We start from the raw sequence: 24,598 nt of genomic DNA on the forward strand, positions 1-24,598 counted from the left end.
AGCCTTGATTGGAGCCGCTCAGTCCCGGCATGGCTGGGGCGGACGCGATGACACCAGCGAGAAAGGTGAATAACGATCCGTCGGAAGCGGTCCGTCAATGCAACGCGAAATGGAACGCGCGCCGCAGCGCCCCACCACGCGAGCCCGTGTCGAAATTAGACGAGTCGGTGTCGGAACCATACAAGCCCCGGTGCGGCATTCGAACTACCGTGACAGACCTCTCATCCGATCGTAAGTCTGGAGCTGACATGTCCGATTTCATCACCGTTTTGCGCGAAACCTGCCCGACCCCGGTCCTTGATGCCACCAAATGGAAGCGCATCGGCGGCGATCCGCACACCGTGAACCTCAACGCCTACCTGTCCAAGGACGGCAGCAAGATCATGGGCACCTGGATCTGCACACCGGGCAAGTTCGAGGTGAACTACGAGAAGTGGGAGTACTGCCACTTCCTCGACGGCTACTGCATCATCACGCCGGAAGGCGAGGAGGCGGTGCACCTGAAAGCCGGCGACGTGTTCGTCATCGAGCCCGGCATGAAAGGGACCTGGGAAGTGGTGGAGACGGTGCGCAAGTATTTCGTCTTCGCCTGACGCCTGCGTGACGCGTCATTCCACGGGGCTTTCGGCAGGAATGGCGGTCCCGCGGATTCCGGTTCAGTAAGACTCGTTCCGGTTCGGGAACAGTTCGCCGAGCGTGGCCGCACGCTCGGCCGGTCTCGCTATCCCCGCCGAGCGCGCCGGGCGCCTGACGCCGACAATAAGCGCTCGGCGACTCCCGTACGCGCGCCGGAACTCGCGCCTGAGACGCGACGCGTCGGCAAATCCGCAGGGCGCCGCGACTTGGGAAAATGTTCTCGCTCAGACGCATCAGCATCCATGCGGCCATGCAAATCCGTATTGCCCGGAAGCAGCAGCCGGCCCGCGCTACGCGATGCGATTCGACCACTCCCAGCCCAAGCTCACTTCTCGACGCTCAGCGCCTTTTCGATCGCGGCAATCAATTTGAACGCATCATCGCGGCCGATCAGCAGGCCGCGACTGGTGTACTCGCAGCCAAACGCGTAGAAGCTCGGCAAAAGCGTGATCGCATCGTTCTGTCGATCGAAATCGACTTCGCATTTCGTCAACGGAAAGAACGGCGGGGCTTCGACGGGCGGCTGGTACATGGCGTTCTCCTAGTACGGCTTGCGAGGCGGCAACATGCGCTTGGCGCGCAGGCGCTGTCTCGCGACGGCGCTGGCCTTCTCGCACTTGCGCTGCGTCGTCCGCTTTTCATAACCGGTGCGACTGCGCAACTCGCGGATCAGGCCTGTCTTCTCGATGTCTCGCCGAAAGCGCCGGAGCGCGACATCGACCGGTTCGTTGGGCTTGAGGACGATCGTCGTCATGCAGATCCCGTTTTCAAACAATGCGTGAAGGAACGCTGGTCGAGCGAAGTTGTGACGGCACTCGCTATCTCGTCGGATCGCATTCGAAATAGCCGACGCGGATCGACGGTGTGCGCGCGGCGGAAAGCATCTGCGACGCCGGGTGATGACGCAACGCCGAACTGGCGAGGCCGTTCTGCGGAGCTACGTCGGATTCGGCGATCTCGTGCAGTGCAATCGGAATGATGCGGCAGCCGATTATCGTTTCGTGCTCCGAAGTGATAGGCGACCGCGCTACCGCCGCAAGATACGTCAGTGGGAGTTGGCGAAGAGCGGCTGCTCGCCGCGATTGCCGTCGATGATCTCCTCCGCGTAGCGAAGGGACGCCCGGCGCGCTTCGCCCGCCGATTCGAACGGCGCGTTGCCGAGCAGCCGGAATGTTTCGCTGCGAGTCACCGTGTCGGCAGTGCCGCGCTGGCAAATCTTCACGGCCGCGTCGAAGCCGCCGTCGTAGTTGTGCGGGTTGCCGTTCTGGGAAGGCACGTGCGGATAAATCAGCGGATAGATTTCGAAGCCACGATAGAGATGCATGCTCATGATGAACTCCTGAGTTCGGTCGCGACAAATCGCGTGGACGAACACTTCCGACCGGTATCACCGCTGCGCGGCGCGACGGGTAGGGTGAAAAAGGCAGCGACGCATGCTGATGAACGCACGACGCAGCAATGAGGAAGATGGCGGGGCGAGCGGCCAGCAACTCGACCACCCGTGCTCGGACAAATTCATCATACGCGCTTGGTGTTGGTTGTCCATCTCATTCACTGCCGGCGCAGTGCGATGCGCGGATTCGACGCACGCAACGCGCATCGAGCATGACGGAGCATTCATCGGTATTCCGACGCCGTGCAGCGCGATTCGGGCGATGCCGATGGAGCCGCATGACGCCGCGTCGTCGTGATGATCGCGAGCCTGCAAGACTTCGCGCAAGCACCTATGATGCAGCGATCCGCCAGCGCGTCGGCCGCATCGCGTGCATGGCCCGCGAACGCAGAACGTTTCCTCCGGAACCCGACCATGCGCATCATCGACATTCGCGAGCAAGCGATCCCGGTTTCCCGTTATGCCGACCCGGCGATTCCGTCGGGCGGCCTGACGACGAGTGTCGTCGCGATCGTCACGGATGTCGTGCGCGACGGCCGCCCGGTGACGGGTTACGGTTACGCGTCGGTCGGCCGCTATGCGCAGGGTGGGCTGATTCGCGAACGGTTCGGCCCGCGGCTGCTTGCCGCCGCGGACACCATCGCCGACGACGCCGCAACGAACCTCGATCCGTTTCGCGCATGGCGCGCGATGATGGCCGGCGAGAAGCCGGGCGGTCACGGCGAACGCTGCGTGGCGGTCGGCGTGCTCGACATGGCGATCTGGGATGCCGCCGCGAAGATCGCCGGCCTGCCGCTCCATCGCTTTCTTGCCGACCGGCTCGCGCGCCACGCAGCGCGTCGCGTGCGCGTGTACGCCGGCGGCGGCTACCGTTATCCGCACGACGATCTCGCGCGCCTGTCGGACGAGATGCGTCGCATCGCCGATCTCGGCTACACGCATGCGAAGATCAAGATCGGCGGCCCGGATCTCGACGACGACAAAAGACGCATCGAAGCCGCCGCTGCCTGTCTTGCCGACAGCTCGCATCTCGCGGTCGACGCGATGAACACGTACGACGCGGCAAGCGGCCGCGCCGCCGCCGCGATGCTGGCGTCGTTCGCGCTCTGGTGGTTCGAGGACCTCTGCGATCCGCTCGACCTGCCGCTGCATGCAGACCTGACTGCGCAATACACGCCACCGGTCGCGGCCGGCGAGGCGCTGTTCTCGCTCGCGGAAGCGAAGCTGCTCGCACGCTACGGCGGCCTGCGAGCGGACCGCGACTTCCTCGTGTTCGATCCGGTGCATTGCTACGGCCTGCCGGGCTATCTGCAGATCGTCGATCATTTCGTGTCGAACGGCTGGCGGCGCGATGCGTTCTGGCCGCACGGCGGTCACCTGTTCTCGCTACACGTCGTGGCCGCGCTCGGGCTCGGTGGCGCGGAAGTCAATCCGTTTGCGTTCCACCCGTTCAGCGGGCTGCCGGACGGCGAAACGCTCGACGCCGGCTGCGCGGCCGTGCCGCAGGCGCCGGGCATCGGCTTCGAGCTTCACGCCGATGCCTATCGCGCGTTTCGCTCGGTAGCCGGCCGCTGAGCAGCTAGGCCCGCACGACCGTCACGCCCGCCGCCTCGATCGGCTCGATCAGCGCCGAGTCGGTTTCCTGCTCGACCACGATGGTTTGCGCGAGCGCAAGCTCACCGATCACGAACTGCGACGCAGCACGTAATTTGGATTGCGAAGCAAGGACGACCGTCTCGGCCGCGCGTCCGGCGAGTGCGCGCTTGATCGCCGCTTCCTCGAAATCGCCGGTGCTCAGCCCCGCGACCGGATGGACGCCGGTCACGCCCATGAAGTACAGGTCCGCGTGGATACGCGAGATGCCTTCCATCGCCGCGGCGCCCACCGCGACGATCGAATGCTTGTACAACCGTCCGCCGATCAGGATCACGTCGATCGACGGATGCGCGGCCAGCGCGACGGCGACGCTCGGGCTGTGCGTGACGATCGTCGCGCGCAGCTCGGGCGGCAACTGGCTGACGAGCAGCGCCGACGTCGTACCGCCATCGACGATCGCGACCTGACCGGGCGCGATCATCTGCGCGGCCCGACGGGCGATGCGCCGTTTTTCCGCGGTTTCGAGCGCCTCGCGCTGTGCGAACGGCGCGACGGCGGGTGACGCCGGTAGCGCGCCGCCGTGCACGCGTTGCAGCAGGCCTTCGGCCGCCAGTTCGCGCAGGTCGCGGCGGATCGTGTCCTCGGACACGCCGAATTGCACGCTCAGTTCGGTGGCCAGCACTTGGCCGTCGTGGGCGAGCGCATCGAGGATCGCTTTCTTGCGTTGGGTCGTCAGCATCGGTTCTGCACGAAATTTCTTGAAATTGCACGAATATGCACGTTACCATGGGCGCCGTCATATGTCGAATGGGAGGCCGCCATGGCCGCAACGCAGGACCGCGTGCGCATCGTCGATACGACGGTGCTATCCGATGACTGGTATGTGCTGAAGAAGGTGACGTTCGATTTTCTGCGCCGCGATGGCACGTGGCAGCGGCTGAGCCGCGAAACCTATGACCGCGGCAACGGCGCGACCATCCTGCTGCGCAACGCGGCGACGGGCGACGTGCTGCTCACGCGGCAGTTCCGGATGCCGGCGTTCGTCAACGGACACGACGGGATGCTGCTCGAAGCGGCCGCCGGCCTGCTCGACGACGCGACGCCCGACGCACGCATTCGCGCGGAAGCCGAGGAGGAAACCGGCTATCGCGTGCGCGGCGTGCGCAAGGTGTTCGAGGCGTTCATGAGCCCGGGGTCGGTGACGGAGAAGCTGCATTTCTTCGTCGGCGAATACGATGCGTCACTGCGCACGGGCGACGGCGGCGGCATCGCGGAAGAAGGCGAGGATCTCGAGGTCGTCGAGATGCCACTGCACGCGGCGCTGGATGCCGTCGAGCGCGGTGAAATCGTCGACGCGAAGACGATCATGCTGCTGCAGTACGTCGCGCTGCGGGAACCCGCTGGCGTGCGTATCGCGACTGCGTGATGCAGCGTCACGGTGCTCGAACGGGCGTAAGATCGCGCGATGCCCGTCCGGCACCGTTCGACGCCACTACCGCTCCATCATGCCGCTTTCCGATTCCCCCGAATTACCCGATTCGTCCGGCTCCACCGATTCCAGCGCTGCTGGCGCGCAATTGCCGGCGTATCTGGTCGCGTCCGCCGTCGACGCGCTCGCGCGCGCCGATGCGCTGCTGGTGACGGCCGGCGCCGGCATCGGCGTCGATTCGGGGCTGCCCGATTTTCGCGGCACGGACGGTTTCTGGCGCGCGTATCCGGCGCTGCGCCACGAGCATTTCGTGTTCCACGAAATCGCGTCGCCGCACGCGTTCCGCGCGCATCCGCAGCTTGCGTGGGGATTCTATGGGCATCGTCTCGCGCTCTATCGGGAGACGGTGCCGCACGCGGGCTTCGCGATCCTGCGGCGCTGGATGGACGCGATGCCGAACGGCGGCTTCGTGCTGACGAGCAATGTCGACGGCCAGTTCCAGAAGGCGGGTTTCGATCCGGCGCGCGTCGCCGAGATCCACGGTTCGATTCATTCGATGCAGTGCCTGCGACCGTGCTCGGACGACACCTGGGACGCCGCCCCATTCACGCCCGACGTCGACGCAGCCGCGTGCCGGCTGGTCGGCGAGCTGCCGCGCTGCCCGCATTGCGGCGGGCTGGCGCGGCCGAACATCCTGATGTTCGGCGACGATGGCTGGCTCGGCGAACGCTACGACGCGCAGGAGCGGGCGCTGCAGGGCTGGATCGCACGGGCAGGACGGGTGAGCGTCGTCGAGATCGGCGCGGGCACCGCGATTCCGACCGTGCGGCTGCTGAGCGAACGCCTCGGGGCCGACGTGATCCGCATCAACGCACGCGAAGCCCATGCGCGCCGCGCGGACGTGATCGGGCTGAAGGGCGGCGCGCTCGCGACGCTGACCGCGCTCGACCGCGCGTGGCGCGGCGGCTGAGCGCCGCGCGACGAACCGGCCGGCGACCGCGCGGTTACGGCTGTCCGACGAGCGCCTGGACGAGCGCCGGCGCGATCGGCGAACCGAGACCTGTCACGTAGTCGTAGCCGCCGGCCGCATTGCAGACGCTGCCGCAATTGCCGTTGGATCCGGTCGTCACGTCGTGATAGTCGCTGCCGTAGGCGCTTTTCCCGACCGTATAGAGCGTGTCGTAGGTGCCGCTCAGCGCATGTTTGCCGGCGGCCGCGCGCAACGAATTCGCGATCGCGACGAGCGCCGACCATTGCGGCGCGCCGGCGCTCGTGCCGCCGACCTGGAACCAGCCTGCCTGCCCCTGATAGCTGACCGAGTCGTACACGGCGAACCCGCTGGACGGATTCGCGTCGTAGCTGACGTCGGGCACGCCGCGCTTGCCGGCCACCGGCACCGGCCAGCCCGTCTGTCCGGCCGGCTCGGCCTCGATCGTGCTCACGCCGCCGCCGCTGCCGCTCCACGCGGCTTCGCCGATGTAGTTGCCGGATGTGTCGGTGGACAACGTCGTGCCGCCCACCGCGACCACGTACGGCGATGACGCCGGGTACTCGGTGCCGGTGCCGCTGTCGCCCGACGACGCGACGAACGTGACGCCCGGCACGTTGAAGTGCCTGTCGAAGCCCGTCTCGGTGTTGAACTCGTTGCCGCCGAAGCTCATCGACACGACCGACGCGCCGCGCTTGACCGCGATGTCGACCGCGGCCAGCAGGTCGTTGAAGCTGGCGGACGCGGCCTCGACCAGCAGGATCCGCGCCTTCGGCGCGATCGCATGCACCCATTCGACGTCGAGCGATATCTCGAGCGACCAGCCCGCGTCCGTCCTGGGCCGTGGGCCGCGCGCGTACACCTTCGTGAAGCAGCCGTTCGCCGTGGTGCAGGCCGGCAGCGAGAACGTGTTGCTGAACACGCCGAGATCGGCCTCGATCTTCGGGTCGTCGTACGCGTCGACGATCGCGACGACCATCCCGTCGCCCTGGTTCGCAAGCGCGTCGAATCCGTAGGCATGCCGTGCGAGCGAGGGTGTGAGCCCGGCTACCGCCGCGGTACTGGCGCGCGGCTTGGTATGGAACGGCGGCCGCGCGTATCCCTTCGGCGCACGGTTGCCTTCGACGAAGGACGGGATGCCGTTACCTTCGGCGAGGGCAACCGTCGAGGCGAGCAGCGACGCGCACAGTGCCGGAATCAACATGGATGACACGCGGATATTGTTCATTTTTCGAATCTCCATGTCGATGGAGTAGGGGGCGAAATGATTTTACGAAATCGGTGAAGCCGATTGCATCGAATATCGAGCGGATGCGGGAATGTCTGATGAGGGAAAGTACGCGGATCGCCCGCAAGACGTGGGTTTTGAGCGCGAGCGCGTGGCGGGATCAATTCGCATTTCGATTTTCAAAGGCGAATAAATAATCAATCGGCGTTTGATTTGGTTTGTAATGGTCTGCGTAATGCGCCGGAAATATCGATTGCGGCAGCCGCGTGGAAATCATGAAATGCGCGGATACGGTGCGGCCCGACTCCGCGCCTGCCGACCGGCCTGCGGCATTGCCGTCGCGGCGCGATTCCGCATACAGTTCGGCGTGGGCCGCGTCCGCCGTGCGGCCTCGTCAGCGAGGAGCTCCCTTGTTCTATTCGATCGTCGCGATCTTCGTCGGCGCCGGGTTTGGCGCGGTGCTGCGCTGGTTCCTGGCCCTTGCGCTCAACGAATTCTTTCCTGCCGTGCCGCTCGGCACGCTTGCCGCGAACCTGATCGGCGGCTACGTGATCGGCGTGGCCGTCGTCGTATTTACCGCGCGCGTCGGGCTGCCGCCCGAGTGGCGGCTGTTCGTGATCACGGGCTTCCTCGGCGGTCTCACGACGTTCTCGACCTATTCGGTCGAAGTGATGACGCACGCGGTGCAGGGCGAATTCGGATGGGCGATCGCGGTGGCTGCCCTACACTTGACTGGATCGTTCACGCTGACGGCGCTCGGCATGTGGACCGCGCGCGCGTGGTTCGCGGCGGCCTGAGCGCGCCGGCACCGGGAGGGTGCGATGGACAGGGTCTTCTTGCGCTTCTATGTGCACGAGCAGCACCGGCTGCACTGGAAGCCGCTATGGGAATGGTTGCTGGAGGAAGGCAACCGGATGGGCATCGCGGGCGGTTCCGCGTTTCGCGCGATGGCCGGCTTCGGCCGGCATCGGGTGCTGCACGAGGACCGCTTTTTCGAGCTGCAGGGGTCGCTTGCGATCGAGGTCGAATTCATCGCCACCGAGGACGAGGCGCAGCAGTTGCTCGAGCGGCTGTCGCGCGAGAAGGTGCGCGTGTGCTACGCGATGATTCCGGCGCGCTTCGGCGTGATCGACACGCTCTCGGCGCCGCCGGCGCAGGGGCCGGCAGCGTAGCGTCGCTCCGTCAGATGCCGAACATCGTCAGCGACACGGCGGCGCGCGTGACGACCATCAGCAGCACCTGCACGATCACGAACAGCAGGATCGGCGACAGGTCGATGCCGCCGAGGTTCGGGATCACGCGGCGCAGCGGGTTCAGGAACGGCGCGGTGAGCTGGTAGAGAATCGGCATGGCCGGCGAGCGCGGATTGAGCCACGACAGCAGCGCCATCAGGATCGTCATCCAGATCACGAGGTTGAGCGCCCACTTCACGACGGTGAGCAGTGCCACCGCGACGAGCGTCGGGATCACCGAGGCCGGATCGAAGCCGGCCATCACGACCATCAACACCACATAGACGAGCGCGGTGAGCAGCGCGGCGACGACGCTCGCCCAGTCGATGCCGCGCACGCCCGCGATCACGTGGCGCAGCGGCAGCACGAGCCAGTTGGTCGCCTGCAGCACGGCCTGCGTGACGGGGTTGTACGGCGGCACGCGGACGGCCTGCATCCAGACGCGCAGGATCAGCGCGGCGCCGAACAGCGTGAAGAGGGTATTGAGCAGAAAACGGGCGATCTCGCCGAACATCGTTGGCATCCTTTTTTTACAGTCGAGTAGCGTGCGGCCGCCAACGCCGGATGGCGGCGCATCGGCCGACACCTTATCACGCCTCGTCGTGCGGCGGGGAGGGGTGCCCGGTCGTGCGCGCGAGCGACGTTTCGACGGCCTGCGCGAGCGCCGGCAGCGCGGCCGGCGGCGGGGCGCGCTTCGCCGCAAGCGCGACCGCGCGGCGGGTCATCAGCGCATACAGCGTCGCATGATCGCCACCGCGCGCCTCGAGCAGCGCGAGTTGGCGCTCGACGATGCCGGTGTCGCCGCGCGACACCGGGCCCGCGAGGGCGTTCGCGAGGCCCTTGTCGCGTGCGGTTTCGATCGTGCCGGCGAGCATCGGCAGCAGCGCGCGCAGCGCGGCGGCCTCGTCGAAGCCGAGGCCGCGCCATAGCTCGACCGCTTCCGCAAGCCCGCACAGCGCGAAGCTCGCCGCGTAATGTGCTGCCGCGTGATAGAGCATCCGGCCGCCGGCCGGGATCGACAGCGGATGGCAGCCGAGTGCGGCAGCAAGCCGCAGCAACGTCGCGTGCAGCGCGCCGTCGGCTTCGAGCGTGACCGAGCAGCCGTCGATACGGGCGAGATCGGCGTCCGTGCCGCCGAACAGATAGAGCGGATGGAAGCCGCCGGTGGCCGCGCCTTGCCGTCTTGCCGGATCGAGCAACTCGACCGCCGACGCGCCGCTGCAGTGGACGAGCGCCTGGCCCGCCGCGCGCGCGGCGTCGAACCGCAGCGCCGCGGCGGTCGACGCGAGATGGTCGTCGGGCACGGTCAGGAAGATCAGGTCGGCGGCGTCGACCACCTGCTGCGGCGTGTCGACCTTCCGGCAGCCATCTATGTGCGCGGCGAGTGCCGCGGCCGATTCCGCCGTGCGGCTCGCTATCGCGACGACCGGAAAGCCGGCCGCCGCGAAACGCCGGGCGACGCAGCGTGCAAGGCGGCCGGCGCCGATGAAGCCGAGGCGGGGAGTGTCGGGGAGGGGCATGACGGGCCACGAAGCGAAAACGGAGCAGCCGCCAGTATCGCAGGAATGACAGGGCGGGGGCGGATGGGGGGGCGCCCGGCCGGACGATCTGGGCGGCGATGTTCGATGCGAGCAATCGAGCACCGCATGCCGCGCTTTCGCTGCTCGATGACGACCCTCGCATCCGGCCCCGAATCGCCTGTGCGCCGCGTCCCTCTTGAATTGTCGGCGTCTTGTCTCGAATTTGTAATCGTTCATTACGGAACCGCGCCGCCCGCGCTTACCGCATCCGGTAAGACTGACCGGCCAGCGTGTCGCTATTTCACTGGTCGGACGGAATCGCGCGACCGGCATGGGGAGTAGCGGATTCGCACAGCCCGGCCGCACGCTGGCCCCGCCCGGGTTGAATTGCAATTTGCAACAAATGCGCAATACACGAGAGACGGGTTTTCGCTACATTGCTTGCATGCGACGTGCATGCCCGCCGTTGCCGTCAGGGGCGCACAAATTACCGCTCCAGCAGGAGAATCGAAGTGAAAAAGCTCATTCCGTTCATCGCCGCCGCCGCGTTGGGTCTGGGTGCCGCAGGCGCCGCACAGGCCCACGTGTCGATCGGGGTCGGCATTGGCGTCCCGGTCGCACCGGCATATCCCGTGTACGCAGCGCCGCCGCCTGTGTATTACGCGCCGCCGCCTCCGCCGGTGTATTACGCGCCGGCGCCCGCATACTATGCACCGCCTCCCGTGGTCGTCGGTGGCTACTACGGTCGTCCGTACTGGCGTCACGGTTATGGTGGCTGGGGTCACCACGGTTGGCGTCGTTGATGCAATAGTCCGCGCGACCGTCTGAGCACGCGGCAAAACGGCGCAACGTCCCTCGCGGGGCGTTGCGCCGTTTTTCATTTGACGCGCGGCCAGGGCGGGGCGGCCGGCGTGCGCCGCTCACACAGCGTGAACGATCAGGTCGCGATAGCCGCCGACGATCACGCTGTACGAGAAATACGCGAACAGCAGTGCCGACGCGACATGGCATGCACGCATCAGCCCGGCGCCCGCGCGCTTGCGGCCCTGGCTCGCGAGCGTGCACATGAAGAGGGTCCACGCGAGGCCGCCCAGGAAAAAGCCGGACAGGAACACCGACGCCGTCGCCGGCGTGGTCGCGCCGGCTTTCGCGATCAGCGCGCCGCCGACCGCCGCGAACCACAGGATCGCGCTCGGCGACGACATCGCGAGCAGCATCCCGCGCACGAAGCTGCGCCGCGCGCTGGCCCGCGGCTGCGGCGTGTCGTCGGCATCGCCCGTGTCGGCGCCGCCGGCCGGCGCGAGCGCTTCACGCGCCATCTTCCACGTGAGGAACAGCAGCACCGCGCCGCCGCCGATCCAGACGATCCAGCGCACGGCCTCGAACTGCAGCAGCACGGCCATGCCCGCGAGCGCGAGCGCCGCGTAGACGAGATCGCCGACGCACGAGCCGACGCCGAGCCAGAAGCCCGGCCGGAAGCCGTGCGACAGCGTCAGCGACAGCATCGCGACGTTGACGAGGCCGATGTCGAGACACAGCGACAACGACAGGAAGAATCCGTCGGACATCATCGAGGCGGGGGCGAAGCTCATCGTCGTTCTTGCCGGATACGTTCAACGCGCGGACTTAGAGTCCGATCTCTTGCCAGAGGCGATCGACGCGCGCCTTCACGGCCGCGTCCATCTCGATCGGGCGGCCCCATTCGCGGTTCGTCTCGCCGGGCCACTTGTTGGTCGCGTCGAGCCCCATCTTCGAGCCGAGGCCCGCGACGGGCGACGCGAAATCGAGATAGTCGATCGGCGTGCTGTCGACCATCACGGTGTCGCGCACGGGGTCGACGCGCGTCGTGATCGCCCAGATCACCTCGTTCCAGTCGCGGATGTTCACGTCCTCGTCGACGACCACGATGAACTTCGTATACATGAACTGCCGCAGGAAGCTCCACACGCCGAACATCACGCGCTTCGCATGGCCCGCGTAGCTCTTCTTCATCTGGACGATGGCCATCCGGTAGCTGCAGCCTTCCGGCGGCAGGTAGAAGTCGGTGATCTCGGTGAACTGCTTCTGCAGCAGCGGCACGAACACCTCGTTGAGCGCGACGCCGAGCACGGCCGGCTCGTCGGGCGGCTTGCCCGTGTAGGTCGAGTGATAGATCGCGTCGCGGCGCATCGTGATGCGCTCGACGGTGAACACCGGAAACCACTCCTGCTCGTTGTAGTAGCCGGTGTGGTCGCCGTACGGGCCTTCGAGCGCGTGCTCGTACGCGGCGGACGCGTTGCCGGCCGGACGCGGCGGTGCGCCGGCCGGAGCAGCGGCGGGCGCGCCTTCCTGCGGGTGAATGAAGCCCTCGAGGACGATCTCTGCGCGGGCGGGCACCTGCAGCGTGTCGACGCCGGGCGTCAGGCACTTCGCGAGTTCGGTGCGGCTGCCGCGCAGCAGGCCGGCGAACTGGTACTCGGACAGCGAATCGGGCACGGGCGTCACCGCGCCGAGCGTCGTGGCCGGGTCCGCGCCCAGCACGACCGCGACCGGATACGGCTTGCCCGGGTTCTGCAGCGCGAATTCGCGGAAGTCCAGCGCACCGCCGCGATGCGCGAGCCAGCGCATGATCAGCTTGTTGCGGCCGATCAGCTGCTGGCGGTAGATGCCGAGGTTCTGGCGCGGCTTGTTCGGCCCGCGCGTGACCGTCAGGCCCCACGTGACGAGCGGCCCCGCGTCGCCGGGCCAGCAGGTCTGGATCGGCAGCTTGTGCAGATCGACGTCGGCGCCTTCCCAGACGATCTCCTGGCACGGCGGCGACGACACCGATTTCGGCGCCATGTCCCACACGGCCTTCGCGAGCGACAGCAGCTTGCCGGCGTCCTTCAGGCTCTTCGGCGGATCCGGCTCCTTCAGCGCGGACAGCAGCCGCCCGAGGTCGCGCAGCGAGCCGAGCGCGGCGTCGTCGCCCGCATCGACGCCCATCCCGAGCGCGACGCGGCGCGGCGTGCCGAACAGGTTGCCGAGCACCGGAAATGCATTGCCGGGCGGGGCGTTGAACAGCAGCGCCGGGCCGCCGGCGCGCAGCACGCGGTCGCACAGCTCGGTCATTTCGAGCACGGGCGACACGGGCTGCGTGACGCGCCGCAGTTCGCCGAGCGCCTCGAGGCGCTGAATGAAATCGCGTAAGTCTTTGTATTTCATGAAGAAGGTCCGGGCCGCCCGCAAAGCGGGCAGCGGTGGGCGGGCGCAGCGGCCGGCTGCGGCCCCGAATCGATCGCCGATTTTACCCGGGCGGCCGCGCGCACGCCCGGCGGTGAAAAAAGTCGATCGCGCGCGGAGCCCCTACGGCAGGGGGCTCGCGATCTGAAGGGCGATTCAAAATTACTTTTTGTTATGATTTTGAGATTTCATAGTGTTGACGATCTATAAAACCCTGCTAGAATCCGCTCACATTGGCTGCAGGGTAAAAGGCTTCGAGCCGCCAATCACCGATCTTTGACGCAGCGCGTCACCGTCCGCCGATACCTGCACGGCGTATTCGACGGCTTTTGTAGTAGTCCCAGCCAGCGCTACCACACGCTGGTTTTTTGCGTGGGTGCCACCGCGTATGCCCGCCTCGCCCAATGTGCGAAGGTGCCGGCCCTCTTACACCGTGGCCTCGAACGGTACTTATACCGTTTCCCCGATGCTTGCGCGTCCCAACCAAGGCGGGCGGCATCGTGATTCCGCGGCACGTATTCTGTCTCGCCATCGAGCTGAGCGAGCCGCACGAGTCATGTTCATGGGAGATGATCTGAATGAACGCTTGGTTATCGTGGCGTCCCAATGAGCAGCATGCGCAGATCGTGCGCGACATGCTGCGTCGCGGGACGCGTGTCAGTCACCATTTATTCAGCGTTGTCGGCTGTTTCGCCGTCGCGATCGCACTGGCCCTGTGGCTGCTGCCGACCGTGCGCGGGAACATCGCCGCGAAGCTGATGCCGGTCGTATCCGCGGCCGTGCAGGCCGGTCCGGCCCGTCTGCTGACCGGTCATCCGTTGCCGAACTTCGCGCCTGCCGGCGCGCAGCCGCAGCAGGAAGACGCCCCCGAACCGGATGCGCTCGCCGTCGGTCTCGACGTCGCACCGGAAACCGCCGCGCAGAACGATGCGTCCGATCCGGCCCGCAACGGCCCGTCGCCCGTCGCGCTCGCGAAACTGATCCCGACCCAGCGGGTTCCGGCCGATGCGCGCGACGATCGTGCGCTTGCGTCGAACCGTGAACAGGCGCTCGTCGCCACCTACCTGTCGCGCCGTTACCGGGTCGCGCAGGAGCCGCTCGGCCAGCTCGTCAAGGCCGCGTTCCAGACCGGTCGCGACGTCGGCCTCGATCCGCTGCTGCTGCTGTCCGTGATGGCGATCGAATCGGGCTTCAACCCGTACGCGGAAAGCGGCGTCGGCGCGCAAGGCCTGATGCAGGTCATGTCGAAGGTCCATTCCGACAAGTTCGAATATTTCGGCGGTACCGACACCGCGCTGCAACCGCTCGCGAACCTGCAGGTCGGCGCACTGGTGCTGAAGGACTGCATCGCCCGCGGCGGCTCGCTCGCGAACGGTCTGCGCATGTACAACGGCTCGACGAACCCGGACGACACCGCCTACGGCTCGAAGGTCATGGCCGAGCGTGCCCGCCTGCGCGACGTCGCGCATGGCCGCAGCGTGCCGCTTAATGCGCCGGCCCAGCCGTCGAAGCCGATCGTGACCGCGTCCGCGACGGCAGCGGCCGGCGGCGCGAAGCGCGTGCACGCGACGCTCGACGCCGCCCAGCCGATCGCCGCGAAGGCTGCCGCCGTGCCGAAGGGCGCGCCGCAGCAGGACGCCGCCAGCGTCGACACCGCGAAGCAGTCGCACGGCGACCACCCGGAACTCGGCGCGTAACGCCGCGCGGTTCCAGCCGGCTCCAAGCAAAAAGGCACCCGATCCGGGTGCCTTTTTCTTTTTGCGCGGCTGCAAGGGCCGCCGCGCGCCGGCCGGGACGGCCGGTCGGACGTCAGTGCTGGCCGAACAGCGCCGCCAGCCGATCGACGGCCTCTTCGAGGCGCGTGTAAGCGGTCGCATATGACAGCCGGATATAGTCGCGCGGCGCATGGACGCCGAAGTCCATGCCCGGCACCAGCACGACGCCCGCGTCGTGCAGCATCGCCTGCGTGAGCGCCGCGCTGTCGCCGGCCGCCGGATGGGCGACGCCGCCACAGTGCGCATACACGTAGAACGCGCCGTCCGGCATCACGGGTACCGTGAAGCCGAGACGTTCGAGCGCCGGCGCGATGAAGTCGCGGCGACGCTTGAATTCGACGCGGCGCGCTTCGTAGATGTCGAGCGCGGCCGGTTCGAAGCATGCGAGCGCCGCGTGCTGCGCGAGCGCGGACGGACAGATGAACAGGTTCTGCGACAGCTTTTCGAAGGTGCCGACGAGCGACGGCGGCACGACCAGCCAGCCGAGTCGCCAGCCGGTCATGCTGAAGTACTTGGAGAAGCTGTTCACGGTGACGACATCGTCGCCGAACGACAGCGCCGACACGGGCGCCGCGTCGTAGCTGAGCCCCTGGTAGATCTCGTCGACGATCGTGAAGCCGCCGCGGGCGCGCACGGCTTCGACGATCCGCTTCAGCTCGTCCGGCTCGAGCGACGTGCCGGTCGGGTTCGACGGCGACGCGAGCAGCACGCCGCGCGTGCGGCTGCCCCAGCGCGTGCGGACGTCGTCCGCGGTGAGCTGGAAGCGGGCTTCCGGGCCGCTCGGCACGAGCACCGGGCGGCCTTCGGCCGCCGCGACGAAGTGCCGGTTGCAGGGGTACGACGGGTCAGGCATCAACACCTCGTCGTCGCGGCCGACGAGCGCGAGGCAGGCGAGCAGCAGCGCGGCCGATGCGCCGGCCGTCACGACGATCCGCTCGGGGCTGACCGTGAGGCCGTACGCGCGTGCATAGTGCGCGGCGATCGCTTCGCGCAGCGGCGCGATGCCGAGCGCGCTCGTGTACTGCGTGACGCCGCGGCGCAATGCGACCGCGGCCGCCTCGACGACAGGCTCCGGCGCGGTGAAATCCGGTTCGCCAATGCCCATGTGGATAACATCGCGCCCGGAGGACTCGAGCCGCTGTGCCTCCTTCATCAGTTCCATCACGTAGAAGGGCTGGATCGCGTCGACGCGTGCGGCGAGCGTGACGAGCGAATCGGCGGTGGTATTCATCGGTCGGGCGGGGCGAGGAAGGGGAGGAAGAATGAAAAACGGGCGCTTGCGCGCCCGTGTACCAACGGAATCAGCCGTTGCGGCGCGCCTGCGTTTCGGCGGGGCGCAGCTTCGCGGCGAGCTTGTCGAGCACGCCGTTGACGTACTTGTAGCCGTCCGAGCCGCCGAACGTCTTCGCGAGTTCGACCGCTTCGTTGATGATCACGCGGTACGGCGTTTCGACATGATGCGTGAGCTCGAACGTCGCGATCAGCAGCACGGCGCGCTCGACCGGCGACAGCTGGTCGACCGGGCGGTCGAGCGACGGCGTGAGGGCTTCGATGAGCGTCGCATGCTCGCGAATCACGCCGTGCAGGATGGCGTCGAGCAGCTCCTTGTCGGCCTTGTCGTAACCGAGCGCGCCGCGCAGTTGCGCGTCGATCTCGCCGGGGGCCGCGTTCGACAGCAGCCACTGATACAGGCCCTGCGTCGCCAGCTCGCGCGATTGTCGGCGGGCGCTCTTCTTCATGCGCGCTCCTCTTCGTCTTCTTCGTCTTCTTCTTCGTCCTCGTCGTCGCCGAGCTGGTCGAGCGCCATCGTCAGGTTCGCCATCTCGACCGCGACGCGTGCGGCGTCACGACCCTTTTCGGTCATGCGCGCGACGGCCTGCTCGTCGTTTTCGGTCGTCAGGACCGCGTTCGCGATCGGCAGGTTGAAGTCGAGGCCGATGCGGGTGATGCCCGCGCCGCTTTCGTTCGACACGAGTTCGAAGTGGTACGTCTCGCCGCGGATCACCGCGCCGAGCGCGATCAGTGCGTCGAACTGGCCGCTTTCCGCGAGCTTTTGCAGCGCGAGCGGGATTTCCAGCGCGCCGGGCACCGACACGAGCAGCACGTCTTCACCGGAGACGCCGAGGCGCTCGAGCTCTTCGACGCATGCATCGGCCAGGCCGTTGCAGACGGGTTCGTTGAAGCGGGATTGCACGATGCCGATACGCAGGCCGTCGCCTTCGAGATTCGGTTGGTATTGTCCGATTTCCATGATCTGTCCGTGGTGTGGATGAACGGTTATAGGGCGAAAGCGCCGTGGCGGGTTACGCGTGGGACGCCGGGCAGGACTTGGCTTCGCCGCCGGGCATCGGAATGAAGCCCGTGACTTCGAGGCCGTAGCCGGACATGCTGCCCAGCTTGCGCGGATTCGACAGCACCTGCATCTTGCCGACGCCGACATCGCGCAGGATCTGCGCGCCGATGCCGAACGTCTTGAAATCGACCGGCCGGCGCTTCAGCGCAGCGGCCTTTTCTTCCTCGTCGAACGCCTTGAAGACGTCGATCAGATGTTCCTTCGTGTCGCCGCAGTTGAGCAGCACGATCACGCCGAGGTCGCGTTCCGCGATGTCGCGCATCGCGGCGTCGAGCGTCCACGAGTGCGTCGAGATGCTCGTCTCGAGCAGGTCGAGGACCGACAGCGGCTCGTGCACGCGCACGGGCGTATCGACGTCGGGCGACGGCGTGCCGCGCACCAGCGCGATGTGCGGCGAGCCGGTCGGCTGGTCGCGGTACAGCACCGCGCGGAACGTGCCGTGCGCGGTCTGCATCGTGCGCTCGGCGATCCGCTCGATGATCGATTCGGTGCGGCTGCGGTAGTGGATCAGGTCGGCGATCGTGCCGATCTTCAGGTTGTGCTCCTTCGCGAACTCGAGCAGGTCGGGCAGGCGCGCCATCGTGCCGTCGTCCTTGATGACCTCGCAGATCACCGCGGCCGGCGTGAGCCCGGCGAGCGCGGTGAAGTCGCAGCCGGCCTCGGTGTGGCCGGCGCGCACGAGCACGCCGCCCGGCTGCGCCATGATCGGGAACACGTGGCCCGGCTGCACGATGTGCTCGGGACGCACATCGTGCGCGACCGCCGTGGCGATCGTGTGCGCGCGGTCGGCCGCCGAGATGCCGGTCGTCACGCCTTCGGCCGCTTCGATGCTGACCGTGAACGCGGTGCCGTACTGGGTGCCGTTGCGGTAGGTCATCAGCGGCAGGTGCAGCTGCTTGCAGCGTTCCTGCGTCAACGTCAGACAAATCAGGCCGCGGCCGTACTTGGCCATGAAGTTGATCGCTTCCGGCGTGACGAATTCGGCGGCGATCACGAGGTCGCCTTCGTTTTCGCGGTCTTCTTCGTCGACCAGGATCACCATCCGGCCGGCTTTCAACTCCGCGATGATGTCGAGCGTGGAGGCGAGCGTCATAAGGGGGCGAGAAAGAGGAAAGTGCGTATTTTACGCCAGCCGGACCGCGTTTCGGCTGGCGCTGGCCGCGCGCGGCCGGCGAGCACGCCGGAAAGCCGCGCGACCGCCCGGCGAGGCGGGCCTGCCGGGGCCGCCGCGGCCCGCCCGAGGACGGGCGGCCGCAGCTCGGCCGGGGCGCGGCCGGGCGTCACGCGTGCTCGTTGCGACCGCCGAGGTAGTCGAGCTTGCCGAGTTCGACGCCGCCGTGGCGCAGGATGTCGTACGCGGTCGTCACGTGGAAGAAGAAGTTGGGCAGCACGAAGTTCAGCAGGTACGACTGGCCGGTGAACTCGATCGGGCCGGTGCGCATCTTGAGCACGACCTGGCGCGTTTCGCTGCCGTCGATCTGCGCGGGCTCGAAGCTCTTCAGATAGTCGATCGTCTTCTGGATGCGCGCATGCAGCTCGTCGAAGGTCTGCTCGACGTCGGGATAGCTCGGGATGTCGACGCCGGCGAGCCGCGCGGCGCAGCCCTTGGCCGTGTCGGTCGCGATGTACACCTGGCGGACGAGCGGCAGCATGTCCGGATAGAGGCGCGCGCCGATGAACACCGACGGGTCGATCTGCTTCTCGGCCGCATGCGCCTGCGCCTTGCCGAGGATGTGCTGCAGGTTGGTGAGGCCGCGGATGAGGACGGGCAGCGAAGCCTGGTACATCGAGATGGACATGGGACGACTCCTGGAGGAAAAGGGACAGCCGGTATGCGGCGCACCGTGTGTCGCGGCGCCGAAACCGCTGCCGTTGCATCTTAGCGCGACGCGATGACCCGTGCGCGTCGTTGGCCGTCCGGCCAGGTGTCGGGCCGAACCGCCGGCCGCCATTTCATGTCCTGGGGCAGCGCCCCCCGCAATCAGTCCTGCTGCACGCCGTGCGATGCCGACAGCATCCGCTCGACATACCGCGCGATCATGTCGATTTCGAGATTGACCTTGTCGCCGGCTTTCACGTGACGCAGTGTCGTGACCTCGACCGTATGCGGGATCAGGTTGATCGAGAATTCGCAGCCGTCCGCGCGATCGTCGACCGCGTTGACGGTCAGGCTCACGCCGTTGACGGTGATCGAGCCCTTGTATGCGAGATAGCGGCCGAGCTCACGCGGCGCGACGATCCGCAACTCGTGCGATTCGCCGACCGGTGCGAAGCGCGTCACGGTGCCGAGGCCGTCGACGTGGCCCGACACGATGTGCCCGCCGAGGCGGTCGTGCGCGCGCAGCGCCTTCTCGAGGTTCACTTCGCCGGGTTGCGCGAGCCCGACCGTGCGGTTCAGGCTTTCGCGCGACACGTCGACGTCGAACGTGGCGGCGGTTTTTTCGATCACCGTCATGCACGCGCCCTGGATCGCGATGCTGTCGCCGAGCGCGACATCGGCGAGGTCGAGCCCGCCGGCGTGCACGGTCAGGCGCACGCCGGCGTCGGCCGACGCGCCGAGCGGGTTGATCGATTCGATGCGGCCGACGGCCGCGACAATTCCGGTAAACATCGTGACGGCTCCGTTCAGTGGGTGGCGGCCGGCGGCGCGACGCGCGCGAGAATCCGCAGATCGTCGCCGATTCGCTCGACGCTGTGGAACGCGAGCCGCGTGCGCGCGTCGAGGCTCGCCGGCGCGGCGAGGTCGAACATGCCGGCCGCGTCGCTGCCGAGCAGGCTCGGCGCGAGATAGACGAGCAGCTCGTCGACGCACTGCTCGCGCAGCAGCGAACCGTTCAGCTTGTGGCCGGCCTCGACGTGCAGTTCGTTGACGCCGCGCGCGCCGAGCGCCGCGAGCATCGCGGGCAGGTCGACCTTGCCGTGCGCATTCGCGAGCGGCACGATTTCCGCGCCGCGCGACTTCAGCACCTTCGCGCGCACTTCGCCGGCCGCATCGAGCCGGCCGCAGAAGATCAGCAGCGGCGCACCTTCGAGCAGACGCGCATCGAGCGGCAGGTCGAGGCGGCTGTCGACCAGCACGCGCTGCGGCTGGCGCGGCGTGTCGATGCCGCGCACCGTCAGGAGCGGGTTGTCCTCGCGCACCGTGCCGATGCCGGTGAGGATCGCGCATGCGCGCGCGCGCCAGGCGTGGCCGTCGAGGCGCGCGGCCTCGCCGGTGATCCACTGGCTTTCGCCGGACGGCAGCGCGGTGCGTGCGTCAAGCGACGCGGCCGTCTTCATCCGCACCCACGGCCGGCCGCGCGTCATCCGCGACACAAAGCCGATGTTCAGTTCGCCTGCTTCGTTCGCGAGCAGCCCGCAGCGCACGTCGATGCCCGCGTCGCGCAGCATCCCGAGGCCGCGCCCCGATACCTGCGGGTTCGGGTCTTCCATCGCCGCGACGACCTTCGCGACGCGCGCGTCGATCAGCGCGTTCGCGCACGGCGGCGTGCGGCCGAAGTGGCTGCACGGCTCGAGCGTCACGTATACGGTGGAGCCGGCGACGTCATGGCCGCGCGCACGCGCGTCCTTCAGCGCCTGCACCTCGGCGTGATCCTGGCCGGCCGGCTGCGTGAAGCCTTCGCCGATGACGTTGCCGTCCTTGACGATCACGCAGCCGACGCGCGGGTTCGGCGCGGTCGTATACATGCCGCGCGCCGCGAGCGTCAGCGCGCGCTGCATGTGGGCGAAATCGGTATCCGAGAACATGCGTGGTTCCGGTCAGGCGGCGAGGGCCGCGAATGCGCGGCGCGCGGCCGCGAGCGTCGCGTCGATCACCGCGTCGTCGTGCGTGCTCGATACGAAGCCGGCCTCATACGCGGACGGCGCGAAGTACACGCCTTCGTCGAGCATCAGGTGGAAGAAGCGATTGAAGCGCTCGGTGTCGCTCTTCGTGACTTCCGCGAAGCTGGTCGGCACGCGCTCGGCGAAGTACAGGCCGAACATCGCGCCGATCGAGTCGGCCGCGAACGGCACGCCGGCCGCCCGCGCTTCGGCCGCGAGGCCGTCGGCGAGGCGCTTCGTCTGCGCGGTGAGCGCGTCGTAGAAGCCCGGCGCCTGGATCAGCTGCAGCGTCTTCAGGCCGGCCGCGACCGCGATCGGATTGCCCGACAGCGTGCCGGCCTGGTACACGCCGCCGAGCGGCGCGAGGTGGGCCATGATGTCGCGGCGGCCGCCGAACGCGGCGGCCGGCATCCCGCCGCCGATCACCTTGCCGAGGCAGGTGAGGTCGGCCGTGATCCCGTAGTGTTGCTGCGCGCCGCCGAGCGCGACGCGGAAACCGCACATCACCTCGTCGAAGATCAGCACGGCGCCGTGCTTCGTGCACAGCGCGCGCAGCGCGTTCAGGAATTCGGGCGTGCCGCGCACGAGGTTCATGTTGCCCGCGACGGGCTCGACAATCACCGCGGCGATTTCATCGCCGAACGCGCCGAACGCTTCTTCCAGCGCGGCGACGTTGTTGTATTCGAGGACGGTCGTGTGCTTCGCGATGTCGGCGGGCACGCCGGCCGACGTCGGGTTGCCGAACGTCAGCAGGCCCGAGCCGGCCTTGACCAGCAGGCTGTCCGCGTGGCCGTGATAGCAGCCCTCGAACTTGACGATGCGGCTGCGGCCCGTGAAGCCGCGCGCGAGACGCAGCGCGCTCATCGTGGCCTCGGTGCCGCTCGACACCATCCGCACCTGTTCGATCGACTGCACGAGCTTGCAGATTTCCTCGGCGATCTCGATTTCCGCCTCGGTCGGCGCGCCGAACGAGAAGCCGTCGGCGAGCACGTTCTGCACGGCCGACAGCACTTCCGGGTGGACGTGGCCGACGATCATCGGGCCCCACGAACCGATGTAGTCGATGTACTGCTTGCCGTCGGCATCCCAGAAGTACGGGCCCTGTGCGCGCGACACGAAGCGCGGCGTGCCGCCGACCGAACGGAAGGCGCGCACCGGCGAGTTGACGCCGCCCGGAATGGTCTTCTGGGCGCGTTCGAAGAGGATCTGATTGTTGGACATGAGCGAAACCTGCGAGAGAAGGGTGCGGGGCCTGTGCACGGGCCGCGGCGCCTGGGCGGAACTATCCGTCCGATTGTACCGGAGACGCGCGGGGCGGGCCCGTCGGGCGGTCTGCGGCCTTTCGGCGCGTTGGGGGGCAGGCGCGAGGTGGGCGCGCGGGACCGGCGACGGCGGGCCGGCTCCGATCCGCTTATCGCGGCGACTTGCGCTTGCCGGTCAGTTCGGCCCAGCGTTTCTCCAGCGGGCCTTCGACCATCGGCTTGATCGACGTGCCGGAGCTCTGCGCATCCCAGGTCTGCACCGAGTACGGATGCACGCGCAGCGCGTCGCGCGGGATCACGACGTCCTGGTGCGCGTCGACCAGCCAGTCGTAGACGAAGTCGATGCACAGCCGGTAGCCGCGCCGGGTCGCCGGATCGGGCACCTCGTAAGGCGCGCGCGTCACGTAGCCGGAGCCGAACACGCCTTTTGGCTCCTTCGCGACGCGATGCAGGAACACGCGGTCGCCCGGCAGGATGCCGCGGGCGAAGCCGCAGCCCCACACGTCATGCACGGCCTCGCCGGCCTTCACGCGCGCGGCGACGTCGGGCAGCTCGGGCCACGGCCATTTCTTGGGGCTCCAGATCAGCAGGAAAGCGGTCATCGGTGCGGTCGTCGGGTCGATTTGGTCAGACGAGAAAAGCGGCGAGCAGCAAGCTTAATCGAATCCGCAAGCGAATCCGCACGCAAGCTCGCGCGACACCGGCCGTACCGGCGCTTGCCGGCCCTGCGCGCCACACGCGCCGCCGGCACGCGAAAAAGTTGCGCGTACAATCATGGGCCTGAGCGCCGTCCGCGGCGCGGCCTCCCGTCTTCACCGCCACGCGTGCCCCGATGCGCGCGGGCCTCCATTGCGGATACCCATGTCCCACGTCGTCCGGCGCCGGCCCGATGCCCGGCTGATCCTGTTGCTCGGCGCGCTCGCCGCCTGCGGGCCGATTGCCACCGACATGTACCTGCCGAGCCTGCCGTCGATCGCCGACGGCTTCTCCGTGAGCCCCGGCGCCGCGCAGCGCACGCTGACGAGCTTCATGGCCGGCTTCTCGATCGGCATGTTGCTGTACGGTCCGCTGTCCGATACGTGGGGCCGCCGCCCGGTGCTGCTCGGCGGCATCGCGCTGTTCACGCTCGCGAGCATCGGCTGCTTCGTGTCGGGCTCGATCGACATGCTGATCGCCGTGCGCTTCCTGCAGGCGCTCGGCGCGGGCGCCGCGTCGGTGCTCGCCCGCGCGATCGCGCGCGACGCGCACGAGCCGACCGACGCCGCGAAGGTGCTGTCGATGGTCGCGATCGTCACCGCGGTCGGGCCGCTGCTCGCGCCGCTGATCGGCGGGCAGATACTGCGCTTCGCCGGCTGGCGCGGCGTGTTCGTCGTGCTGGCCGTGTTCGGCGCACTGTGCGCGGCGACCGCGTACCTGCGCGTGCCCGAAACCTGGCCGAAGGAGCGGCGCAAGAGCGCGGCCGTGCTTGCATCGTTCGCGTCGTACGGGCGCATCCTGTCCGATCCGGTCGCGTGGGGGCACATGCTGTGCGGCGGGATGGCGTTCGCGGCGATGTTCTCGTACATCACCGCGACGCCGTTCGTGTACATCGAGTATTTCCACGTGTCGCCGCAGCACTACGGGCTGCTGTTCGGGCTGAACGTCGTCGGGATCATGATCGGCAACTTCGCGAACACGCGGCTCGTCGGCCGGATCGGCTCGCTGCGCCTTATCTCCGCCGCGTCGCTCGTGAGCTGCATCGCATCGCTCGCGGTCGCGCTCGTCGCGCTGACGGGGTGGGGCGGGCTGTGGTCGATCGTCGTGTGCCTGTTCTTCGTGGTCGGCGTGGTCGGGATCCTGTCCGCGAACTGCACGACCGACCTGATGCATCGCTACCCGCACAACGCGGGCGCGTCGGCGGCCGTGTTCGGTGCGATGCAGCTCGCGCTCGGCGCGCTCGCGAGCGTGGCGATCGGCGCACTCGCGGACGGCACGCCGTTCGCGATGGGCGTGACGATCGGTGTGTCGGGCGTGCTGTGTTTCGCCGGGCGCTACCTCGTGCTGCGCTGGCATGGCCGGCCGGTGAAAGCGGGGGCGTGAGCGGAGGCCGCAATGGCCGCGGCATGAAAAAACGCCACCGCGCGATGCGTCGGTGGCGTTTTTTTTCGGGCGGTCGGAAAGCGG

The 24,598-nt window shown here is 67.9% G+C and carries 28 protein-coding genes; 10 read left to right on the plus strand and 18 right to left on the minus strand.

The window, feature by feature from the left end:
- Window positions 1–248 precede the first annotated feature (248 nt).
- Window positions 249–593, plus strand: coding sequence for a cupin domain-containing protein (locus tag ABIC50_RS01785; protein ID WP_006752094.1), 345 nt, complete (start codon window positions 249–251; stop codon window positions 591–593).
- Between the two features lie 368 nt (window positions 594–961).
- Here ABIC50_RS01785 and ABIC50_RS01790 read toward each other — a convergent pair whose 3' ends face one another.
- The 3 genes from ABIC50_RS01790 to ABIC50_RS01800 form a co-directional block, all read right to left on the minus strand.
- A complete protein-coding gene (locus ABIC50_RS01790; protein ID WP_006752092.1) occupies window positions 962–1,168 on the minus strand; it encodes a hypothetical protein in 207 nt (68 codons plus the stop codon).
- Window positions 1,169–1,177: 9 nt separating this feature from the next.
- Complete coding sequence (rpsU, locus tag ABIC50_RS01795) at window positions 1,178–1,390, minus strand: 30S ribosomal protein S21 (protein WP_175713863.1); 213 nt, start codon at window positions 1,388–1,390, stop codon at window positions 1,178–1,180.
- Window positions 1,391–1,681: 291 nt separating this feature from the next.
- A complete protein-coding gene (locus ABIC50_RS01800; protein ID WP_011656171.1) occupies window positions 1,682–1,966 on the minus strand; it encodes a hypothetical protein in 285 nt (94 codons plus the stop codon).
- A gap of 103 nt (window positions 1,967–2,069) precedes the next feature.
- Here ABIC50_RS01800 and ABIC50_RS01805 point away from each other — a divergent pair, with 103 nt between their 5' ends.
- The gene (locus ABIC50_RS01805; protein ID WP_354161281.1) at window positions 2,070–2,327 is read left to right on the plus strand and encodes a hypothetical protein; all 258 of its coding nucleotides are present in this window, start codon (window positions 2,070–2,072) and stop codon (window positions 2,325–2,327) included.
- Between the two features lie 116 nt (window positions 2,328–2,443).
- Window positions 2,444–3,604 (plus strand): enolase C-terminal domain-like protein, encoded by a 1,161-nt coding sequence (locus ABIC50_RS01810; RefSeq protein ID WP_354161284.1) that lies wholly within the window; start codon window positions 2,444–2,446, stop codon window positions 3,602–3,604.
- Window positions 3,605–3,608: 4 nt separating this feature from the next.
- On the opposite strand, the gene ABIC50_RS01815 is transcribed toward ABIC50_RS01810, so the two are convergent.
- Window positions 3,609–4,364 carry a DeoR/GlpR family DNA-binding transcription regulator gene (locus ABIC50_RS01815; RefSeq protein WP_354161287.1) on the minus strand — a complete coding sequence of 252 codons (756 nt, stop codon included), beginning with the start codon at window positions 4,362–4,364 and terminating at the stop codon, window positions 3,609–3,611.
- 81 nt (window positions 4,365–4,445) lie between these two features.
- Between ABIC50_RS01815 and ABIC50_RS01820 the strand changes: the two genes are divergently transcribed.
- Both ABIC50_RS01820 and ABIC50_RS01825 read left to right on the plus strand, forming a co-directional pair.
- Window positions 4,446–5,051: an NUDIX domain-containing protein gene (locus ABIC50_RS01820; protein WP_126227299.1), complete on the plus strand. Its 606-nt coding sequence runs from the start codon at window positions 4,446–4,448 to the stop codon at window positions 5,049–5,051.
- 79 nt (window positions 5,052–5,130) lie between these two features.
- On the plus strand, window positions 5,131–6,024 hold the full coding sequence (locus ABIC50_RS01825; RefSeq protein ID WP_354161290.1) for an SIR2 family NAD-dependent protein deacylase: 894 nt from the start codon (window positions 5,131–5,133) through the stop codon (window positions 6,022–6,024).
- Between the two features lie 34 nt (window positions 6,025–6,058).
- Here ABIC50_RS01825 and ABIC50_RS01830 read toward each other — a convergent pair whose 3' ends face one another.
- Entirely contained in the window at window positions 6,059–7,270 is a 1,212-nt protein-coding gene (locus ABIC50_RS01830) for a S53 family peptidase (protein ID WP_354161293.1), read from the minus strand.
- Window positions 7,271–7,680: 410 nt separating this feature from the next.
- Here ABIC50_RS01830 and crcB point away from each other — a divergent pair, with 410 nt between their 5' ends.
- Together crcB and ABIC50_RS01840 are read left to right on the plus strand one after the other, a co-directional pair.
- Window positions 7,681–8,067: a fluoride efflux transporter CrcB gene (crcB, locus tag ABIC50_RS01835; protein WP_041491104.1), complete on the plus strand. Its 387-nt coding sequence runs from the start codon at window positions 7,681–7,683 to the stop codon at window positions 8,065–8,067.
- A 24-nt stretch (window positions 8,068–8,091) separates the two neighbouring features.
- Window positions 8,092–8,442: a DUF190 domain-containing protein gene (locus ABIC50_RS01840; protein ID WP_011656179.1), complete on the plus strand. Its 351-nt coding sequence runs from the start codon at window positions 8,092–8,094 to the stop codon at window positions 8,440–8,442.
- Between the two features lie 10 nt (window positions 8,443–8,452).
- On the opposite strand, the gene ABIC50_RS01845 is transcribed toward ABIC50_RS01840, so the two are convergent.
- Together ABIC50_RS01845 and ABIC50_RS01850 are read right to left on the minus strand one after the other, a co-directional pair.
- Window positions 8,453–9,016 (minus strand): YggT family protein, encoded by a 564-nt coding sequence (locus tag ABIC50_RS01845; RefSeq protein WP_011656180.1) that lies wholly within the window; start codon window positions 9,014–9,016, stop codon window positions 8,453–8,455.
- Window positions 9,017–9,092: 76 nt separating this feature from the next.
- Window positions 9,093–10,022 (minus strand): Rossmann-like and DUF2520 domain-containing protein, encoded by a 930-nt coding sequence (locus ABIC50_RS01850; protein ID WP_354161296.1) that lies wholly within the window; start codon window positions 10,020–10,022, stop codon window positions 9,093–9,095.
- A gap of 512 nt (window positions 10,023–10,534) precedes the next feature.
- Between ABIC50_RS01850 and ABIC50_RS01855 the strand changes: the two genes are divergently transcribed.
- On the plus strand, window positions 10,535–10,825 hold the full coding sequence (locus ABIC50_RS01855) for a hypothetical protein (RefSeq protein ID WP_041491105.1): 291 nt from the start codon (window positions 10,535–10,537) through the stop codon (window positions 10,823–10,825).
- A 117-nt stretch (window positions 10,826–10,942) separates the two neighbouring features.
- Here the strand turns inward: ABIC50_RS01855 and ABIC50_RS01860 are convergent, their stop codons facing one another.
- The gene (locus ABIC50_RS01860; RefSeq protein ID WP_354161299.1) at window positions 10,943–11,614 is read right to left on the minus strand and encodes a LysE family translocator; all 672 of its coding nucleotides are present in this window, start codon (window positions 11,612–11,614) and stop codon (window positions 10,943–10,945) included.
- A 34-nt stretch (window positions 11,615–11,648) separates the two neighbouring features.
- Window positions 11,649–13,205 carry a UbiD family decarboxylase gene (locus ABIC50_RS01865; protein ID WP_105831581.1) on the minus strand — a complete coding sequence of 519 codons (1,557 nt, stop codon included), beginning with the start codon at window positions 13,203–13,205 and terminating at the stop codon, window positions 11,649–11,651.
- Between the two features lie 596 nt (window positions 13,206–13,801).
- Between ABIC50_RS01865 and ABIC50_RS01870 the strand changes: the two genes are divergently transcribed.
- Window positions 13,802–14,920, plus strand: a complete 1,119-nt coding sequence (locus ABIC50_RS01870; RefSeq protein WP_342612504.1) for a transglycosylase SLT domain-containing protein — start codon at window positions 13,802–13,804, stop codon at window positions 14,918–14,920.
- A 112-nt stretch (window positions 14,921–15,032) separates the two neighbouring features.
- Here the strand turns inward: ABIC50_RS01870 and ABIC50_RS01875 are convergent, their stop codons facing one another.
- The 9 genes from ABIC50_RS01875 to ABIC50_RS01915 form a co-directional block, all read right to left on the minus strand.
- Window positions 15,033–16,229: a pyridoxal phosphate-dependent aminotransferase gene (locus tag ABIC50_RS01875; protein WP_354161302.1), complete on the minus strand. Its 1,197-nt coding sequence runs from the start codon at window positions 16,227–16,229 to the stop codon at window positions 15,033–15,035.
- 70 nt (window positions 16,230–16,299) lie between these two features.
- Window positions 16,300–16,737 (minus strand): transcription antitermination factor NusB, encoded by a 438-nt coding sequence (gene nusB / locus ABIC50_RS01880; protein ID WP_006754954.1) that lies wholly within the window; start codon window positions 16,735–16,737, stop codon window positions 16,300–16,302.
- Entirely contained in the window at window positions 16,734–17,249 is a 516-nt protein-coding gene (gene ribH / locus ABIC50_RS01885; protein WP_006754953.1) for a 6,7-dimethyl-8-ribityllumazine synthase, read from the minus strand. The genes nusB and ribH overlap by 4 nt, the downstream gene beginning before the upstream one ends.
- Before the next feature lie 52 nt (window positions 17,250–17,301).
- The gene (ribBA, locus tag ABIC50_RS01890) at window positions 17,302–18,444 is read right to left on the minus strand and encodes a bifunctional 3,4-dihydroxy-2-butanone-4-phosphate synthase/GTP cyclohydrolase II (RefSeq protein WP_011656189.1); all 1,143 of its coding nucleotides are present in this window, start codon (window positions 18,442–18,444) and stop codon (window positions 17,302–17,304) included.
- 187 nt (window positions 18,445–18,631) lie between these two features.
- Window positions 18,632–19,150 (minus strand): DUF1993 domain-containing protein, encoded by a 519-nt coding sequence (locus tag ABIC50_RS01895; RefSeq protein WP_354161304.1) that lies wholly within the window; start codon window positions 19,148–19,150, stop codon window positions 18,632–18,634.
- Window positions 19,151–19,332: 182 nt separating this feature from the next.
- Complete coding sequence (locus tag ABIC50_RS01900; protein WP_354161307.1) at window positions 19,333–19,962, minus strand: riboflavin synthase; 630 nt, start codon at window positions 19,960–19,962, stop codon at window positions 19,333–19,335.
- Between the two features lie 14 nt (window positions 19,963–19,976).
- Window positions 19,977–21,098, minus strand: coding sequence for a bifunctional diaminohydroxyphosphoribosylaminopyrimidine deaminase/5-amino-6-(5-phosphoribosylamino)uracil reductase RibD (gene ribD / locus ABIC50_RS01905; RefSeq protein WP_011656192.1), 1,122 nt, complete (start codon window positions 21,096–21,098; stop codon window positions 19,977–19,979).
- A 12-nt stretch (window positions 21,099–21,110) separates the two neighbouring features.
- The gene (gene hemL, locus ABIC50_RS01910) at window positions 21,111–22,394 is read right to left on the minus strand and encodes a glutamate-1-semialdehyde 2,1-aminomutase (RefSeq protein ID WP_354161310.1); all 1,284 of its coding nucleotides are present in this window, start codon (window positions 22,392–22,394) and stop codon (window positions 21,111–21,113) included.
- A 190-nt stretch (window positions 22,395–22,584) separates the two neighbouring features.
- Entirely contained in the window at window positions 22,585–23,037 is a 453-nt protein-coding gene (locus ABIC50_RS01915; protein ID WP_011656194.1) for a hypothetical protein, read from the minus strand.
- Between the two features lie 259 nt (window positions 23,038–23,296).
- On the opposite strand from ABIC50_RS01915, the gene ABIC50_RS01920 reads away from it, so the two are divergent.
- The gene (locus tag ABIC50_RS01920) at window positions 23,297–24,514 is read left to right on the plus strand and encodes a Bcr/CflA family multidrug efflux MFS transporter (RefSeq protein WP_354161312.1); all 1,218 of its coding nucleotides are present in this window, start codon (window positions 23,297–23,299) and stop codon (window positions 24,512–24,514) included.
- The last annotated feature ends 84 nt before the right edge of the window (window positions 24,515–24,598 follow it).

This window comes from Burkholderia sp. 567 (genome assembly GCF_040545115.1).
Classification (GTDB): Bacteria; Pseudomonadota; Gammaproteobacteria; order Burkholderiales; family Burkholderiaceae; genus Burkholderia; species Burkholderia ambifaria.